14 protein-coding genes are annotated in these 14558 nt (G+C 61.0%); 10 read left to right on the top strand and 4 right to left on the bottom strand.

The features are described 5' to 3' along the window. Nucleotides 1-48: 48 nt before the first annotated feature. Nucleotides 49-1791: a class I SAM-dependent DNA methyltransferase gene (locus tag NDJ10_RS11790; RefSeq protein ID WP_296162422.1), complete on the bottom strand. Its 1743-nt coding sequence runs from the start codon at nucleotides 1789-1791 to the stop codon at nucleotides 49-51. A gap of 423 nt (nucleotides 1792-2214) precedes the next feature. On the opposite strand from NDJ10_RS11790, the gene NDJ10_RS11785 reads away from it, so the two are divergent. From NDJ10_RS11785 to NDJ10_RS11740, 10 genes are all read left to right on the top strand, one after another. After that, nucleotides 2215-3159 carry a MurR/RpiR family transcriptional regulator gene (locus NDJ10_RS11785; RefSeq protein ID WP_296162549.1) on the top strand — a complete coding sequence of 315 codons (945 nt, stop codon included), beginning with the start codon at nucleotides 2215-2217 and terminating at the stop codon, nucleotides 3157-3159. Then, nucleotides 3156-4136 carry an isoaspartyl peptidase/L-asparaginase gene (locus NDJ10_RS11780; protein ID WP_296162420.1) on the top strand — a complete coding sequence of 327 codons (981 nt, stop codon included), beginning with the start codon at nucleotides 3156-3158 and terminating at the stop codon, nucleotides 4134-4136. Before NDJ10_RS11785 ends, NDJ10_RS11780 begins: the two co-directional genes overlap by 4 nt. 32 nt (nucleotides 4137-4168) lie before the next feature. Next, complete coding sequence (locus tag NDJ10_RS11775; RefSeq protein WP_296162418.1) at nucleotides 4169-6067, top strand: dipeptide ABC transporter ATP-binding protein; 1899 nt, start codon at nucleotides 4169-4171, stop codon at nucleotides 6065-6067. Nucleotides 6068-6120: 53 nt separating this feature from the next. Further along, complete coding sequence (gene gsiB / locus NDJ10_RS11770) at nucleotides 6121-7656, top strand: glutathione ABC transporter substrate-binding protein GsiB (protein WP_296162416.1); 1536 nt, start codon at nucleotides 6121-6123, stop codon at nucleotides 7654-7656. Nucleotides 7657-7677: 21 nt separating this feature from the next. Further along, nucleotides 7678-8598, top strand: coding sequence for a glutathione ABC transporter permease GsiC (gene gsiC / locus NDJ10_RS11765; RefSeq protein ID WP_296162414.1), 921 nt, complete (start codon nucleotides 7678-7680; stop codon nucleotides 8596-8598). A gap of 7 nt (nucleotides 8599-8605) precedes the next feature. After that, on the top strand, nucleotides 8606-9529 hold the full coding sequence (gene gsiD / locus NDJ10_RS11760; RefSeq protein WP_296162412.1) for a glutathione ABC transporter permease GsiD: 924 nt from the start codon (nucleotides 8606-8608) through the stop codon (nucleotides 9527-9529). 24 nt (nucleotides 9530-9553) lie between these two features. Then, entirely contained in the window at nucleotides 9554-10585 is a 1032-nt protein-coding gene (locus NDJ10_RS11755; protein ID WP_296162410.1) for a P1 family peptidase, read from the top strand. A gap of 14 nt (nucleotides 10586-10599) precedes the next feature. Further along, nucleotides 10600-11418 (top strand): M55 family metallopeptidase, encoded by an 819-nt coding sequence (locus tag NDJ10_RS11750; RefSeq protein ID WP_296162408.1) that lies wholly within the window; start codon nucleotides 10600-10602, stop codon nucleotides 11416-11418. Then, entirely contained in the window at nucleotides 11415-12173 is a 759-nt protein-coding gene (locus NDJ10_RS11745) for an amino acid racemase (RefSeq protein ID WP_296162405.1), read from the top strand. Before NDJ10_RS11750 ends, NDJ10_RS11745 begins: the two co-directional genes overlap by 4 nt. A gap of 115 nt (nucleotides 12174-12288) precedes the next feature. Further along, on the top strand, nucleotides 12289-12744 hold the full coding sequence (locus NDJ10_RS11740) for a 3-hydroxyacyl-CoA dehydrogenase family protein (RefSeq protein WP_296162403.1): 456 nt from the start codon (nucleotides 12289-12291) through the stop codon (nucleotides 12742-12744). Here the strand turns inward: NDJ10_RS11740 and NDJ10_RS11735 are convergent. Genes NDJ10_RS11735 through NDJ10_RS11725 form a run of 3 tightly spaced genes read right to left on the bottom strand, consistent with a single transcriptional unit; the run spans nucleotide 12698 to nucleotide 14329 of the window. Then, nucleotides 12698-13135 (bottom strand): HNH endonuclease family protein, encoded by a 438-nt coding sequence (locus NDJ10_RS11735; RefSeq protein ID WP_296162401.1) that lies wholly within the window; start codon nucleotides 13133-13135, stop codon nucleotides 12698-12700. The two genes, NDJ10_RS11740 and NDJ10_RS11735, sit on opposite strands and share 47 nt — an antisense overlap. Nucleotides 13136-13189: 54 nt before the next feature. Then, nucleotides 13190-13393 carry a CoA-transferase gene (locus NDJ10_RS11730; protein ID WP_296162400.1) on the bottom strand — a complete coding sequence of 68 codons (204 nt, stop codon included), beginning with the start codon at nucleotides 13391-13393 and terminating at the stop codon, nucleotides 13190-13192. Between the two features lie 21 nt (nucleotides 13394-13414). Beyond that, the gene (locus tag NDJ10_RS11725) at nucleotides 13415-14329 is read right to left on the bottom strand and encodes a 3-hydroxyacyl-CoA dehydrogenase family protein (protein WP_296162398.1); all 915 of its coding nucleotides are present in this window, start codon (nucleotides 14327-14329) and stop codon (nucleotides 13415-13417) included. Between the last annotated feature and the right edge of the window lie 229 nt (nucleotides 14330-14558).

Raw genomic sequence — 14558 nt, 5'->3', positions numbered from 1 at the left:
CGTTTTTGGAGTTGCTGCGTGACTTGCATAACTCCATTTTACCCCGACTCATGCCGTCAGTCCACCAATCATGCGCAAGATGTTGTCGGTCACGCCCTTCAATTCGGCATCAATTTCTGTCAGCGGGCGCGGTGGCTTGAAGACGTAAAAGTGGCGGTTGAACGGTATTTCGTAACCCACCTTGGTTTTGTCGGTATCGATCCAGGCGTCTGGCGCGTGCGGCAGCACCTCGCGCTTGAAATACGCAGCAATGTCCTGGCTCAGGGGCACGTTTTCGGTATCGCGCAGGCTGGCGTCCGGCATGGGTTTGCCCTTGGCCTTGCCTTTGCTGCCCAGCACCACCTGGCCAGCCGCATCGCGCTCGGGCCGCTCGACGGTGATGGTGTGGTAGCCGAAGTCGTCGTTGTTGAAGATGCGGCTGATGGGCACACCTTCACGTGTGGCTTCTTCAAAGTTTCCGAATAATCGGGTGATGTCTTCAATGTGCTCGGGACTGAGTTCCTTGCGCTTGGAACCCAAGCTCTTGCGCATTTTTTGCCAGAAGCTGCTGGCGTCAATCAGCTGCAGCTTGCCTTGGCGTGCTGCGGGTTTGCGGTTGCTGACGATCCACACATAGGTGCTGATGCCGGTGTTGTAAAACATGTCGGTGGGCAGGCCGATGATGGCTTCGACCAAGTCGCTTTCCAGCATGTAGCGGCGGATTTCGCTCTCGCCACTACCTGCGCCGCCAGTGAACAAGGGCGAGCCGTTGAGCACAATGCCAAAACGGCTGCCGCCGTCGCGGGCCGGGCGCATCTTGGACACCAGGTGCAGCAGGAACAACAGTGAACCATCACTGACACGGGGCAGCCCGGGGCCAAAACGACCGTCATAACCCTGGGTTTCATACTCTTTGCGAATGGTGGCTTCGATCTTTTTCCACTCCACGCCAAAGGGCGGATTGGACAGGCTGTAGTCAAACACCTTGCCGTTCAGGCCATCGGCAGACAAGGTGTTGCCAAAGATGATGTTGGCAATGTCCTGGCCCTTGATGAGCATGTCGGCCTTGCAAATGGCGTAGGACTCGGGATTGAGTTCCTGGCCGTACATGACCAAACGGGCATCGGGATTGAGGCTGGCCAGGTGTTCACCGGCCACGCTGAGCATACCGCCCGTGCCCGCCGTTGGATCGTACAGGCTGCGCACCACGCCGGGTTGGGTCAGCGCCTGGTCGTCTTCAATGAACAGCAGGTTGACCATGAGGCGGATGACCTCACGCGGGGTGAAGTGCTCACCGGCGGTCTCGTTGGAGAGTTCTGCAAATTTGCGGATCAGCTCCTCGAACACCGCACCCATTTCTGCATTGCTGACCACATTGGGGTGCAGGTCGATGTTGGCGAACTTTTCGGTCACCATGTAAAGCAGGCCGGACTTGGCCAGCTTGTCGATCTGGACGTGAAACTCGAAGCTCTCAAAGATGTCGCGCACGGCCGGTGAAAAGGCTTGCAGGTAGGCCCGCAGGTTTTCACCAATGTGGTCTTGGTCACCCATGAGCTTTTTGAGGTCGAGTGGCGACGTGTTGTAGAACAACTGGCCGGATTTGCGCAGCAAAAAGGGTTCGGGGTTGAGGCCAGCGGCTTCGCGGGTGGTTTTCTCCGCCAGCACGGCGGCTTTGGTGGGTTCGAGCACGCAGTCCAGGCGGCGCAGCACGGTAAAGGGCAGGATGACCTTGCCGTATTCGGACTGTTTGTAGTCGCCGCGCAGCAGATCGGCGACGGACCAGATGAAGGAGGAGAGATTGGGGTTGGCCATGCGGTAAGTGTAGGGGGCAAAAAGTGAGCTTTTTGCCGTGGACGCGCGCCCTCTCGCTATCCAAAGCGCCCCGTGCTCGCTAGGAAACGAATCATGACCTCTGCACACTTGGAACCTGTCCCGGGTTGGTAAGACCGGTTTCATATGAGCAGCTGACATTGGCGGCGCGCTGCATCGCAATGGCATCGTGAAGGTCGGCTTAACGGCATAAACCAGTCCAAGTTTTACGCCGCACCCCCATTTTTTAGAGGCTGTGCCGCTTTAAAACTGAGCCAGGTGCTTTACTAGCTCCGCCTACTTTTTAGGCTAGAGCAAAAATGCTGCGCCCGAGCTGACATTTCTTCAAAATGATAAAAATATATCGCTAGAATAAAAATAGTGAAAATTTTTAATCAATCAAGTCACCCCCAAAACGCTCACATGATGGCGACCTTTCCCGGCAACCCGTCGATGGCCCAACGCATTGCGCGCGCACTGCCCACTTTGACACGCTCGCACCAGCAGGTGGCCAAGTATGTGCTCGCCCATCCCTTGCAGGTGGCCACCATGCCGATTGACGAGCTGGCGGCCACGGTTGGTGTCTCGATCGCCACCGCCAACCGTTTTGCGCGGGCGCTGGAATTTGACGGCTACCCGCAGTTTCGCGCGGCCCTAGTGCTGGGTTTCGAGGCCACACTGGCCCCTGTGGAAAAGCTGCGCAGCAAGCTTGAGCACCCTGCAACCGTCAACGACGTGTTTGACAGCGCCTTGAGCGAGATCGCGCGCAACCTGGAGGCAACGCGTCAGTCGCTCGACACCCAAAGCTGCGAACAGGCGGTTGACGCCATTCTTAAAGCGCGTCGCATCTTCATCATCGGCTACGGCAGCAGCAGCTGGCTCGGTGGCTTGCTGCAACGCCAGTTGGACCTCTACTGCGACAACGTGCAGCTGCTGGCCAGCATTGAAGGCTCATCCAACGGTGCCCGCATGCTGGCGCGGCTGCGACCGCAAGACCTAGTCATCGCGATTGCCTTTCCGCGGTATTTCTCCGACACCTTGCTGCTGGCCAGCCGCGCACATGAGGCCGGCGTGCCGGTGCTGGCACTGACCGACACAGCAGCCTCGCCGCTGGCGCCATTGGCCACGGTGTCTTTGTATGCACAAACCGACAGCCCCTATTTTTCAAATTCCGAGGCCAGCGTGCTGGCACTGATTGAGGCCCTGTGCAGTGCTGTTTCCCATTGCGCCAAGGGCTCGCTGCAAGCGGCCGCACGGCTGACCGAGTCCGTGCTCCCCTGGCTGGACGGCAACCATGCCAACCGCCTTCGCCCCGTGGACAAGGCACCGGTGCATGGCCCAAATACCAAACCTACAAAGAGCACCCCATGACAAACACCAAACCCATGCCTGTGATCGCCATCCATGGCGGTGCCGGCACCCTCAGCCGCAGCCACATCAGCCCCGAGCAAGAGGCAGCCTACCACGCCGCGCTTGACGCCATCCTGCGCGCTGGTCAGCTGCTGCTGGCAGACGGCGGCAGCGCCCTCGACGCCGTCAGCCTGGCCGTTGAGATGCTGGAAGATTGCCCGCTCTTCAATGCCGGCCATGGCGCGGTCTTTACCCGCGACGAAACCCATGAGCTGGACGCCGCTGTGATGGATGGTGCCAATCTGCGCGCGGGCGCCGTCGCGGGCCTGAGCCGGGTGCGGCATCCGGTGCGCGCAGCGCGCGCCGTGATGGAACGCAGCGAGCACGTTTTTCTGGTCGGCGCGGGTGCCGAAAACTTTGCCCGCGAGTGCGGGCTGGAGTTGGTCTCGCCTGACTATTTCTCGACCGAAGCGCGACGCGAGCAGCTGCGTCTGGCGCAGGGCACCAACACAACCGTGCTCGACCACGACGGCGCGGCGGCCATGGTCTTCAAGGCCCCGGCGGCACCCCTGGATGAAACGCGCAAATTTGGCACCGTGGGCGCCGTTGCGCTGGATGTCCATGGCAATCTGGCGGCGGCAACCTCCACTGGCGGTATGACCAACAAGCGACCCGGTCGGGTGGGCGATGCCCCCTTGATCGGCGCCGGCACCTATGCCGACAACCGCACCGCAGCGGTGTCGTGCACCGGCACCGGCGAAATGTTCATCCGCGTGGTGGCGGCCTACGACGTCTGCGCGCGCATGGCCTACGGCGGCCAGTCGCTACAGGAGGCAGTGCATCAACTTGTTAACGAGTCGCTCCCAGCCATCAGCGGCCAGGGCGGCCTGATTGCCGTCGATGCCAAGGGCAACCTGAGTCTTTCTTTCAATTCCGAAGGCATGTACCGCGGCCATGCCCGCGTGGGCGAAGAGCCGCACACCGCGATTTTTCGCTGAACGTTATACCTATCCCTTATCTGCGCCGCACCATGCCACTCATCGTCGCCGAAGCCCTTTCCGCCGGTCCCCTGATCCTGCCTGACAACCGGGTGGTCGAGGTCAACGACCTTTCGGTGCGATTCACCACCTCCGAGCGCACGGTTGACGCGGTGCGACACCTTTCGTTCCATGTCAACCGGGGCGAGACGCTGGCCATCGTCGGTGAATCAGGTTCCGGCAAATCGGTCACGTCGCTGGCGCTGATGCGCCTGGTTGAGCATGGCGGTGGCCGCATCACCAGCGGCAGCATGATGTTCAGGCGCCGGAGCAACGAGGTGCTTGACCTGGCGCAGGCACGCGACCCGGCCATGCGCAGCATCCGCGGCGCCGACATTGCCATGATTTTTCAGGAGCCCATGACCTCGCTCAACCCGGTGTTCACCGCGGGCGACCAGATCGCCGAGTCGATCCAGGTGCACCAGGGCAAGAGCGCGACGGCAGCGCGTGCTGAGGCGTTGCGCATGCTGGAGCTGGTGCGCATCCCCGAAGCCCGCAATGTGCTGAATAGCTTTCCGCACCAGCTCTCGGGCGGCATGCGCCAGCGCGTGATGATTGCGATGGCGCTCTCGTGCAAGCCATCGCTGCTGATTGCCGACGAACCCACCACGGCGCTGGACGTGACGATTCAGGCGCAGATTCTGCAACTGATCCGCGCTTTGCAGGACGAGATGCAGATGGGCGTGATCTTCATCACCCACGACATGGGCGTGGTCGCCGAAGTGGCCGACCGTGTGCTGGTGATGTACCGCGGCGAAAGTGTCGAGGAAGGCGCCAGCGAATCGGTGTTTGCTGCGCCGCACCATCGCTACACCCGCGCCTTGCTGGCCGCCGTGCCGCGCCTGGGGGCCATGCAGGGCAGCGATTTGCCGTGCAAGTTCGATCTGTTGCGCGCCGAGGCCTCCGATGAGGCGCAGCCCGAGCCGTTCCAGCCGCAGGATACGGTGCGCTCCGAAACCGCGCCCATCCTGCGCGTGCAGGATCTGGTCACGCGCTTTGACGTGCGCGCCGGCTTGTTCAGTCGGGTCAAACGGCGCGTGCATGCGGTTGAACAAATCAGTTTTGATCTGCACGCTGGCGAAACGCTGGCGCTGGTCGGCGAGTCGGGCTGCGGCAAGTCGACCACCGGGCGCTCCCTGCTGCGTCTGGTCGAGAGCCAGAGCGGCGTCATCGAGTTCGGCGGGCAAAACATTCGCAACCTGCCGACCAGCACCCTGCAAAGCCTGCGGCGCAACATCCAGTTCATTTTCCAGGACCCGTTCGCCTCGCTCGATCCGCGTCTGACGGTGGGCTTCTCCATCATGGAGCCGCTGCTGGTGCACAAGATTTCCAAGGGCCGAGAGGCACAGGAGCGGGTCGACTGGCTGCTTCAAAAGGTCGGTTTGCCGAGCGAACACGCGCAGCGTTACCCGCACGAGTTTTCGGGTGGCCAGCGCCAGCGCATCGCCATCGCTCGCGCACTGGCCCTGAACCCCAAGGTGGTGGTGGCCGACGAGTCGGTGTCGGCGCTTGACGTCTCCATTCAAGCCCAGATCATCAACCTGATGCTGGACCTGCAGCGTGAGCTGGGTATCGCGTTTTTGTTTATCTCGCACGACATGGCGGTGGTCGAGCGCATCAGCCACCGCGTGGCTGTCATGTACCTGGGCCAAATCGTCGAGATCGGACCGCGTCGCGCCATTTTTGAAGACCCGCAACACGCATACACGCGCCGCCTGATGGCAGCCGTGCCGGTGGCCGACCCAACGCGCCGCCACTTGCGCCGCGAGTTGCTCGAGGGCGAGATCCCCAGTCCGATCCGCGCCGTTGGCGACGAGCCGGTGGTGCAGCCCCTGGTGCAGGTCGCCCCGGGGCACTTTGTGGCGCGTCACCGCGTTGGCGGCCTGTACTGATTTACGCACGAAACAAATTCTTTTAATTTTCATCAACCAAGGAGACTGCCAACATGAAACTTCGCCTGACCCCACTCGCCACCGCGCTGGCGCTGACCGCCATCCTGGCCGCCCCAGCCTTCGCGGCCAAGGACGTCGTCATCGCCGTCGCGTCCAGCTTCACCACCATGGACCCGTATGACGCCAACGACACCTTGTCGCAAGCGGTCGTCAAGTCGTTCTACCAGGGGTTGTATGGGTTCGACCACACCATGAAAATGGTGCCGGTGTTGGCCGAAAGCCATGAGGTATCCAAGGACGGCCTGGTCTACACCATGAAGCTCAAGCACGGCGTCAAGTTTCATGACGGCACTGATTTCAACGCAGCGGCAGTGAAAGCCAACTTCGACCGCGTGACCAATCCCGAGAACAAGCTCAAGCGCTACAACCTGTACAAGAACATCGTCAAGACCGAGGTGGTTGACCCCTACACCGTGCGCTTTACGCTGAAAGAGCAGTTTTCGCCCTTCATCAACACCTTGGCGCATCCGTCGGCAGTGATCATTTCGCCAACAGCCCTGGCCAAGCTCGGCAAAGGCATTGCACAAAGCCCGGTCGGCACCGGCCCGTTCAAGTTTGTCGAATGGAAGCAGACAGACTACATGAAGGTCGAAAAATTTACCGGCTACTGGCGCAAGGGCTACCCCAAGGTGGACACCATCACCTGGCGTCCGGTGATCGACAACAACACGCGCGCTGCCATCATGCAAACCGGCGAGGCACACTTCACTTTCCCGGTGCCCCCGGAGCAGGGCGAAGTGTTGAAGTCCAAGCCAAATCTGGAGCTGACGGCGGCACCGTCCATCGTGCACCGCTACCTGTCGATGAACACGCAGCAAAAGCCGTTTGACAACGTCAAGGTGCGCCAGGCGATCAACTACGCCATCAACAAAGAGGCCTTGATCAAGGTCGCGTTCTCGGGCTACGCCATTCCAGCCGAAGGCGTGTTGCCCAATGGGGTCGAATACGCGGTCAAGCTCGGCCCCTGGCCCTATGATCCGGCCAAGGCGCGTGAGCTGTTGAAGGAAGCCGGCTATCCGAACGGCTTTGAGAGCACCATTTGGTCGGCCTACAACCACACCACCGCGCAGAAGGTCATCCAGTTCCTGCAACAGCAGCTGGGCCAGGTTGGTATCAAGGTGCAGGTGCAGGCGCTTGAAGCTGGCCAGCGCGTCGAGAAGGTTGAAAGCGCGCAAGACCCCGCCACGACACCGGTTCGCATGTACTACGTCGGCTGGTCTTCGTCGACCGGTGAAGCCGACTGGGCGATGCGTCCGCTGCTGGCATCGGAGTCGTTTCCGCCCAAGATGTTCAACACCGCCTATTACAAAAATGAGGCCGTTGATGCCGACATTGCCAAGGCGCTCAACACCACCAGCACGGCCGAGAAAACCAAACTCTACACCGATGCTCAGCAGCGCATCTGGAAGGACGCACCCTGGGCTTTTCTGGTGACCGAGCAACTGCTGTCGGCACGCAGCAAGAACCTGAGCGGCTTCTATGTGATGCCCGACGCCTCGTTCAACTTCGAAGAAGTCGTCCTCAACTAAACGACCGAGCACCCGACCCGCATGACCAGCTACTTCATCAAACGCCTGCTCGGCCTGCTACCGACGCTGCTGATCGTCGCGGTGCTGGTGTTCCTGTTCGTCCACATGCTGCCGGGCGATCCGGCACGCCTGGCGGCCGGACCGGACGCCGACCCGCAGACGGTGGCGCTGGTGCGCCAGGACCTGGGCCTGGACCGGCCTCTGCCCGAGCAGTTCGTGAGCTTTTTCACGCGCATGCTGCAGGGCGACTTTGGCAAATCGATGCGCACGCGTCGGCCAGTCTCAACCGAGATTGCCGAGCGTTTCATGCCCACGCTGCTGCTCACGCTGGCCAGCATGGGCTGGGCGGTGGTGCTGGGCATGTCGATCGGCGTGGTGTCGGCTGTGTTCCGCAACGAATGGCCGGACCGCATTGGCATGACGATTGCGGTTTCGGGCATCTCGTTCCCGGCCTTCGCGCTGGGCATGCTGCTGATGCAGATTTTCTCGGTCAAGCTGGGCTGGCTGCCCACGGTGGGCGCCGACAGCTGGCGCCATTACGTGCTGCCGTCGCTGACCCTGGGCGCCGCCGTGGCTGCCGTCATGGCGCGCTTCACGCGGGCCTCGTTTGTCGAGGTGATGCAGGAAGACTTTGTGCGAACCGCCCGCGCCAAGGGCCTGAAGGAGCGTACCGTGATCGCCAAGCACTGCCTGCGCAATGCACTGATTCCAGTGGTCACCATGATGGGGCTGCAGTTTGGCTTTCTGCTGGGCGGATCGATCGTGGTCGAGGTCGTCTTTAACTGGCCCGGCTTGGGCCGCCTGTTGGTTGATGCCGTGACAACGCGCGATTACCCGGTCATCCAGACCCTGGTACTGCTTTTTTCGCTGGAGTTCATCCTGATTAATCTGATCGTGGACGTGCTCTATGGCTTCATCAACCCGACCATTCGTTACAACTGATCCGGCCATGAGCAAAACTCCCATTACTGAAGTTGAAGTAAGCGACGTTGCCGATGTTGTCGTGGCCGTATCGGCCGGCGCCGTGCGAACGCCCTGGAGCGAGTTCTGGCGCAAGTTTCAAAAGCAGCATGTGGCCGTGGGTGCCCTGGTTTTTGTGCTGCTGCTGGTGCTGCTGGCGGTCTTTGCACCGCTGATTGCACCCTTTGATGCAGAAAATTATTTTGACTACGACCAGATCAATGCGGTGCCCTCGGCCAAGCATTGGTTGGGCGTGGACCCGCTTGGCCGCGATATTTTGAGCCGCATCCTGTCGGGTGCACGCCTGTCGCTGGCCGCCGGTTTCTTTTCGGTTGCCTTGGGTGGCCTGATTGGCACGCTGCTGGGCTTGCTGGCCGGCTACTACGAAGGTTGGTGGGACCGCATTGTGATGCGGATTTCTGACGTGCTGTTTGCCTTTCCCGGCATTCTGCTGGCGCTCGGTGTGGTTGCCATTTTGGGCAGCAGCATGGTCAATGTGGTGGTGGCGGTGTCGGTGTTCAGCGTGCCGGCCTTTGCCCGCCTGGTGCGCGGCAACACACTGGTGCTCAAGCAGATGACCTACATCGAGGCCGTGCGCAGCATAGGCGCCTCGGACTGGACCATCATCATGCGCCACATCCTGCCCGGCACCATCTCGACCATCGTGGTGTACTTCACCATGCGCCTTGGCACCTCCATCATCACGGCGGCCAGCCTGTCGTTCCTGGGCATGGGCGCGCAACCGCCCACACCCGAATGGGGCGCCATGCTCAACGAAGCGCGCGCCGACATGGTGAACGCACCGCATGTGGCGCTGTTTCCCAGCCTGGCCATCTTCCTGACCGTGCTGGCCTTCAACCTGTTGGGCGATGGCCTGCGCGATGCGCTTGACCCAAAGATCGACCGCCAATAATCCGCAAAGAAAGGCACTGACGCCATGAATGCTGCGCGCTTGCCCCGCATCGGATTGCTACCGACGGGCCCCCGGAACGCCATCAGCGACGTAGCGGGCGTCACCGTCGGGCATTGCACCCTGGCCGAAGGCCCACTTCAGACCGGCGTGACCGTGCTGCGCCCGCACACGGGTGATCCGTTTTTAGACCGCGTGCCAGCCGCCGCCGTGGTGCTGAACGGCTTTGGCAAAAGCATCGGCCTGGTCCAGGTCGAGGAACTGGGTCTGCTGGAAACCCCGATCGCGCTGACCAACACATTTTCGGTCGCCACGGTGGCGCAGGCGCAAATTCGCCAATGCATGGTCGCCAACCCCGAGACCGGGCGCGGTCTGCCCACGGTGAACCCGCTGGTGTTCGAGTGCAACGACGGCTTTTTGAACGACATCCAACGCATGGCCATCACCGAACAGCACTACCTGCAGGCCTGGGCCACGGCCCAAGCCGACATCGCGCAGGGCTCGGTCGGCGCCGGTCGCGGCATGTCCAGCTTTGGCCTCAAGGGCGGCATTGGCACCGCCTCGCGCTGTGGTGCTGGACACACGGTGGGCACCCTGGTGCTGTCCAACTTCGGCAAGTTGCCGCAGTTGATCATGGCCGGCGAAGCCCTCGGCCCTTTACTTGCCCAGCGGCTGGCGCAGGCCGATGCACCCGAAAAGGGTTCCATCATCCTGCTGATTGCCACCGACGCCCCGCTGGATGCGCGCCAACTGCGGCGCCTAGCCTTGCGCGCCGGCGCCGGGCTGGCCCGCACCGGTTCGGTATTTGGCCATGGCAGTGGCGACATTGCGCTGGCCTTCTCCACCGCCTACACCGTGCCGCAAGACCCGCGGCGCCCCATGCCCGCCGTGGCCATGCTGCACGATGCCCAGCTTGATGAACTATTCCAGGCCGTGGCCGACAGCACCGAGCAGGCCATTCTTAACGCCTTGTGGAATGCCAGCACCGTGACCGGGCGTGACGGCAACCGCCGCTACGCGCTGGCCGACCTGCTGCCAGAGCGAGCGCCCCACGCCTAACCACGTTTCAAACCATGAAAATCCTGATCTCCACTGACATCGAGGGTGTGGCGGGCGTCTTCCACCCCGAGCAGACCCGCGCCGGCAACACCGAATACGAGCGTGCCCGCCGCCTGATGACCGACGAGGCCAATGCCGCCATCGCCGGCGCCTTTGACGCCGGGGCCAGCGCGGTGCTGGTCAATGACTCCCACGGCAGCTTTCGCAATTTGCTGGCAGACCGGCTCGATGCACGCGCGCAAGTAGTCCAGGGCAAGCCCCGCTACCTCAGCATGATGACCGGGCTTGAGCAGGGGGTCAACGCCGTCTGCATGATCGGCTACCACTCACGCGCGCAGGGCCGCGGCATTCTGGCCCACACCATCAACAGCTTTGCCTTCGCCCGCGTGTTCTTCAACGCGCAAGAACTCGGTGAAGCCGGCATCTACGGCGCACTGGCGGGTGAGTACGGTGCCCCGGTCCTTATGGCCAGCGGCGACGACGTCTTCATCGACGAGCACCGCGCCCTGTTTCCGCACACTGTCTTTGTCCAGACCAAGCAGGCCCATGGCCAGCACAGCGGCACCAGCCTGTCGCCCTTACAGGCCTGCAGCGCCATCCGCAGCGGGGTCGCCACGGCACTGGCCCAGCGTCCGGCAGCGCCACCCTTGGTGCTGCCCGGCCCGATTGCTGTGCGCATCCAGACCACCACGCCTGCCATGGCCGATCTATTTTGCCAATGGCCCAGCTTGCACCGACTGCAGGGCAACGAGGTCACGTTTGAGGCACCCACGGTTGAGGCGGCAGTGCGCATGGTCAACTGCCTCTCGGCCATGTCCTCCATGCTGCGATGAACACCATGGCACTGCTGCGCCCCCGGCCTGTTGGCATTCTCGGCGGCATGGGACCGGCGGCAGGGGCAGACTTTGTGCGCCTGTTTGTGCAGGCCTGCAACGCGCACCTGCTGCGAACCGGCCAGACCGTGAACGACCAGGCCTACCCCGAGCACCTGCTGGCACAAGTGCCGGTGCCCGACCGCACTGCGGCCTTGATCACCGGCAGCGACGCCCCGCTGCTCGCCATGCGCCAGGCCATAGCCAGGCTGGAGATCTGCGGCGCCAGCGCCATTGCCATCGCCTGCAACACCGCCCATGCCTGGCATACCCGGTTGCAAGCCTATTTTCCACAGACCGAGCTGCTGCACGTCGCTCGGGAGGTGGCGACTCAACTAAAAGCCCTGGGTTTGCGCGAGGTCGGCCTGATGGCCACCCAGGGCACCTACAACAACGCGCTTTACGATGAAGCCCTGGCGCAAACCGGCATTGCCTGCCACTGCCCGCTGGAAACCGAACGCGACACGCTGATGCGGGGAATTTATCAGGGCGTCAAAACCGGCGACCTCGCCTATGCCCGGAACTGCTTCGTCGAAGTGGCGCAGCGCCTGCACGCCCGCCACGGCAACATCACCCTGATCATGGGATGCACCGAAATTCCGCTGGCACTGGACAATGCACCGCAAGCTGCCCACTGGCACCTTATCAATCCAGCGCAAGTGCTCGCCGAAGCCCTTGTGGGTCGGGCCTATGATTTGGGTGCTGCGTCACCATGAATGGGATGCTGTGCTGCGCATCCCGGTTTTCACGACAGACTGCTTTCCGGCGCTCCAGTTCAACCCCAGTCAGAAGCCGTTCGTGGCATTCCGCACCCGCTGAACCCGCCCCCACATGGTGCCGATGGTCGAACTTGTGGCAGGAAGGCACACCGACCCGGGCGTGGTCGATATCGCCGAGGCTTTGTACCAACGGCTGGGACGCGTGACTGTTCGCGTCAAAAAGGAAGTCATCGGCCACCTGGCCAATTGGTTGACCTCGGCGCTGTACCTCGAGGCGGTCTATATAGTCGCCGAGGGCATCGCTGACGTCGAGGATATAGACCGCGCGATCACCTATGGCCCTGGCATGCGCTGGGCCTTTATGGGGCCGCATCTGACCTACCACTTAGGGGGGCATCGCACTTTTATGCCTCAGCGTGAGTGGAGATATTCGCTTGTTGGCAAGGTTACGCGCCAACTCCGAAATTATGTCCAGTTCAACGCTTTACCACCCAGCGGAATGCCAAGCCTGACCACCATTTTTACAACTTGCAACACAACGCTGTGCATAGTTTCAAACTGTGCATAGGGGCCCATTCCTTGGCGTCCTGAATATCCTCCGGAAGTGTGTACCCGGCAGTTTTTAGCACCTGTTTCTTCGTCTTGAAGTCCTTATCTCTCAGTTTGCTGTTGATTTCGGTGGTTATAAGAAGGAGATTTCCAAGTTGTCCAACAGTCTCATGTGTCCAGTCGACGTCATCGATAATGCTCTGAGGAGCGATATGCTCGATGGTGAGGTCGTCATAGTCGGCGGGGAATGCGGTCTGATTGTGTATAGCGAACTCAACCAAGAGGTATTTCACTAGCGCGCGCTGCTTCGACACTTTGTTTGTGTAGATCAGCTCAGGGAATAGAGCAATGAACTCGGCCTCGGAAGGAATCCGTTCGCGCAGCTTCTCGCGCAGGGTCTGTTGTTTCATGGCACCGTAATCTACACGCTCAGCGGCAGGAAGGGGGACTTGTTCAGCGTTGCCCTAAGTACCGCACATTACTTTGCCGATGCCGACCTCCGGTCGTCCCGGGTCGTTGGCAATCACAGTCAGTTCCTTCTTGCCTTGACGTACCAATTCAACGCTCAGGCGACGCGGCGTGCCGACAGCCATGAAGCCGCCGATCATCAGTGTTGCGCCGTCGGGAATACTGGCAACTGCTTGCGCCACGGTAAGGTTCATGCCCATGATCGTTCCTTTTCCGGCGGCTCAGCGGCTCGTCATTTTGATGAGATGCGCCGCGAGTTCGCTATGCACGTTCTCAGCTTGCTCACGTGTCCATGACCTCAAGCCCTGGCCCACTTTCATGCCCGTGTGACCTTCTTCAATCAGCCGATCGAGTAAAGGCGAAGGCGTCTTGTTGCACTTCAGGCTGGGAAACATGATGCGATGTACGTCGCGCGTGAGCTCAAGGCCGACTAGGTCGGCATTTTCCATCGGGCCAAGAACCGGCAACCGCATACCGAAACTGTTCTTTACCACCAAGTCAATGGCTTCGGCATCGCAGACACCATCATCAATCAGGCCAATCGCCTCGCGCCAAAGGGCGTGCTGCAACCGGTTGCCAATGAAGCCGGTCACGTCCTGATGGACCTTGACTGGCAGCTTGCCCACCGCTTCGAGCCAGGCATAGGTCTGTTCAAACACTTCAATGCTGGTGTGAACGGTGCGAATCACTTCCACGAGCGGCACAAGATGTGGCGGATTCCACCAGTGCGTGCCAACCAGCCGGCTGCGCGCGTCTGAGTCAAGTTTCTCGCCAATGCGGGTGATCGGGATGACGGAGGTATTGCTGGTCAGCACGGCATGACGAGGCGCCGCCCTGGCCACATCCGAGAACAGCTGTTGCTTAAGTTCCAGCTTTTCGGGCACTGCTTCGATGACAAGGTCGGCCTCTGCAACGGCAATCTCCAAATTTTCCTCGACGGACATGTTGCAAAGTACCCGTGGAGCATCGGCCCCTTCGTCCAGGAGGTTGCTTTCAACACGCGCGAGCGCCATGTTGAGAATCTCCTTGTTTGAATCGGTGATGACGACGGCATGCCCGGCCCGGGCGAAGACCTGACCGATACCATGGCCCATCAGTCCTGCGCCGATCACGGAGACTGAAATCGACTTCTTCATGCCTTTTCTCCTGAAACTGAACGTGTTATTTGGTGCCAATTCATACTGTTGCGACGCACTTGTCGGGCTCAGGGAGCACACTTGTTGATTCCAGCGTCAATCTGAGCCAGTTTGCAGTCGAATTTTGAGCCACACGGTTTAAAGGTATTTTTGGCTACTCGATTGTGGATAAGTCTACATTTGATGCGTCTCCTTTCTGTATTTTTGCCCTGCTGGCTTTGCGTGCTGG

It is taken from the genome of Rhodoferax sp. (genome assembly GCF_023700745.1).
Classification (GTDB): domain Bacteria; phylum Pseudomonadota; class Gammaproteobacteria; order Burkholderiales; family Burkholderiaceae_C; genus Rhodoferax.
This window is presented reverse-complemented; position numbering and strand designations above follow the sequence as displayed.

What these genes read in the sequence shown, in the direction of transcription:
- NDJ10_RS11775 (WP_296162418.1), top strand. Translation starts at nt 4,169, where the DNA reads ATGCCACTCATCGTCGCCGAAGCCCTTTCCGCCGGTCCCCTGATCCTG.
- gsiB (WP_296162416.1), top strand. Translation starts at nt 6,121, where the DNA reads ATGAAACTTCGCCTGACCCCACTCGCCACCGCGCTGGCGCTGACCGCC.
- NDJ10_RS11750 (WP_296162408.1), top strand. Translation starts at nt 10,600, where the DNA reads ATGAAAATCCTGATCTCCACTGACATCGAGGGTGTGGCGGGCGTCTTC.
- NDJ10_RS11745 (WP_296162405.1), top strand. Translation starts at nt 11,415, where the DNA reads ATGAACACCATGGCACTGCTGCGCCCCCGGCCTGTTGGCATTCTCGGC.
- gsiC (WP_296162414.1), top strand. Translation starts at nt 7,678, where the DNA reads ATGACCAGCTACTTCATCAAACGCCTGCTCGGCCTGCTACCGACGCTG.
- NDJ10_RS11725 (WP_296162398.1), bottom strand. Translation starts at nt 14,329, where the DNA reads ATGAAGAAGTCGATTTCAGTCTCCGTGATCGGCGCAGGACTGATGGGC.
- NDJ10_RS11740 (WP_296162403.1), top strand. Translation starts at nt 12,289, where the DNA reads ATGGTGCCGATGGTCGAACTTGTGGCAGGAAGGCACACCGACCCGGGC.
- NDJ10_RS11790 (WP_296162422.1), bottom strand. Translation starts at nt 1,791, where the DNA reads ATGGCCAACCCCAATCTCTCCTCCTTCATCTGGTCCGTCGCCGATCTG.
- NDJ10_RS11785 (WP_296162549.1), top strand. Translation starts at nt 2,215, where the DNA reads ATGGCGACCTTTCCCGGCAACCCGTCGATGGCCCAACGCATTGCGCGC.
- gsiD (WP_296162412.1), top strand. Translation starts at nt 8,606, where the DNA reads ATGAGCAAAACTCCCATTACTGAAGTTGAAGTAAGCGACGTTGCCGAT.
- NDJ10_RS11780 (WP_296162420.1), top strand. Translation starts at nt 3,156, where the DNA reads ATGACAAACACCAAACCCATGCCTGTGATCGCCATCCATGGCGGTGCC.
- NDJ10_RS11730 (WP_296162400.1), bottom strand. Translation starts at nt 13,393, where the DNA reads ATGGGCATGAACCTTACCGTGGCGCAAGCAGTTGCCAGTATTCCCGAC.
- NDJ10_RS11735 (WP_296162401.1), bottom strand. Translation starts at nt 13,135, where the DNA reads ATGAAACAACAGACCCTGCGCGAGAAGCTGCGCGAACGGATTCCTTCC.
- NDJ10_RS11755 (WP_296162410.1), top strand. Translation starts at nt 9,554, where the DNA reads ATGAATGCTGCGCGCTTGCCCCGCATCGGATTGCTACCGACGGGCCCC.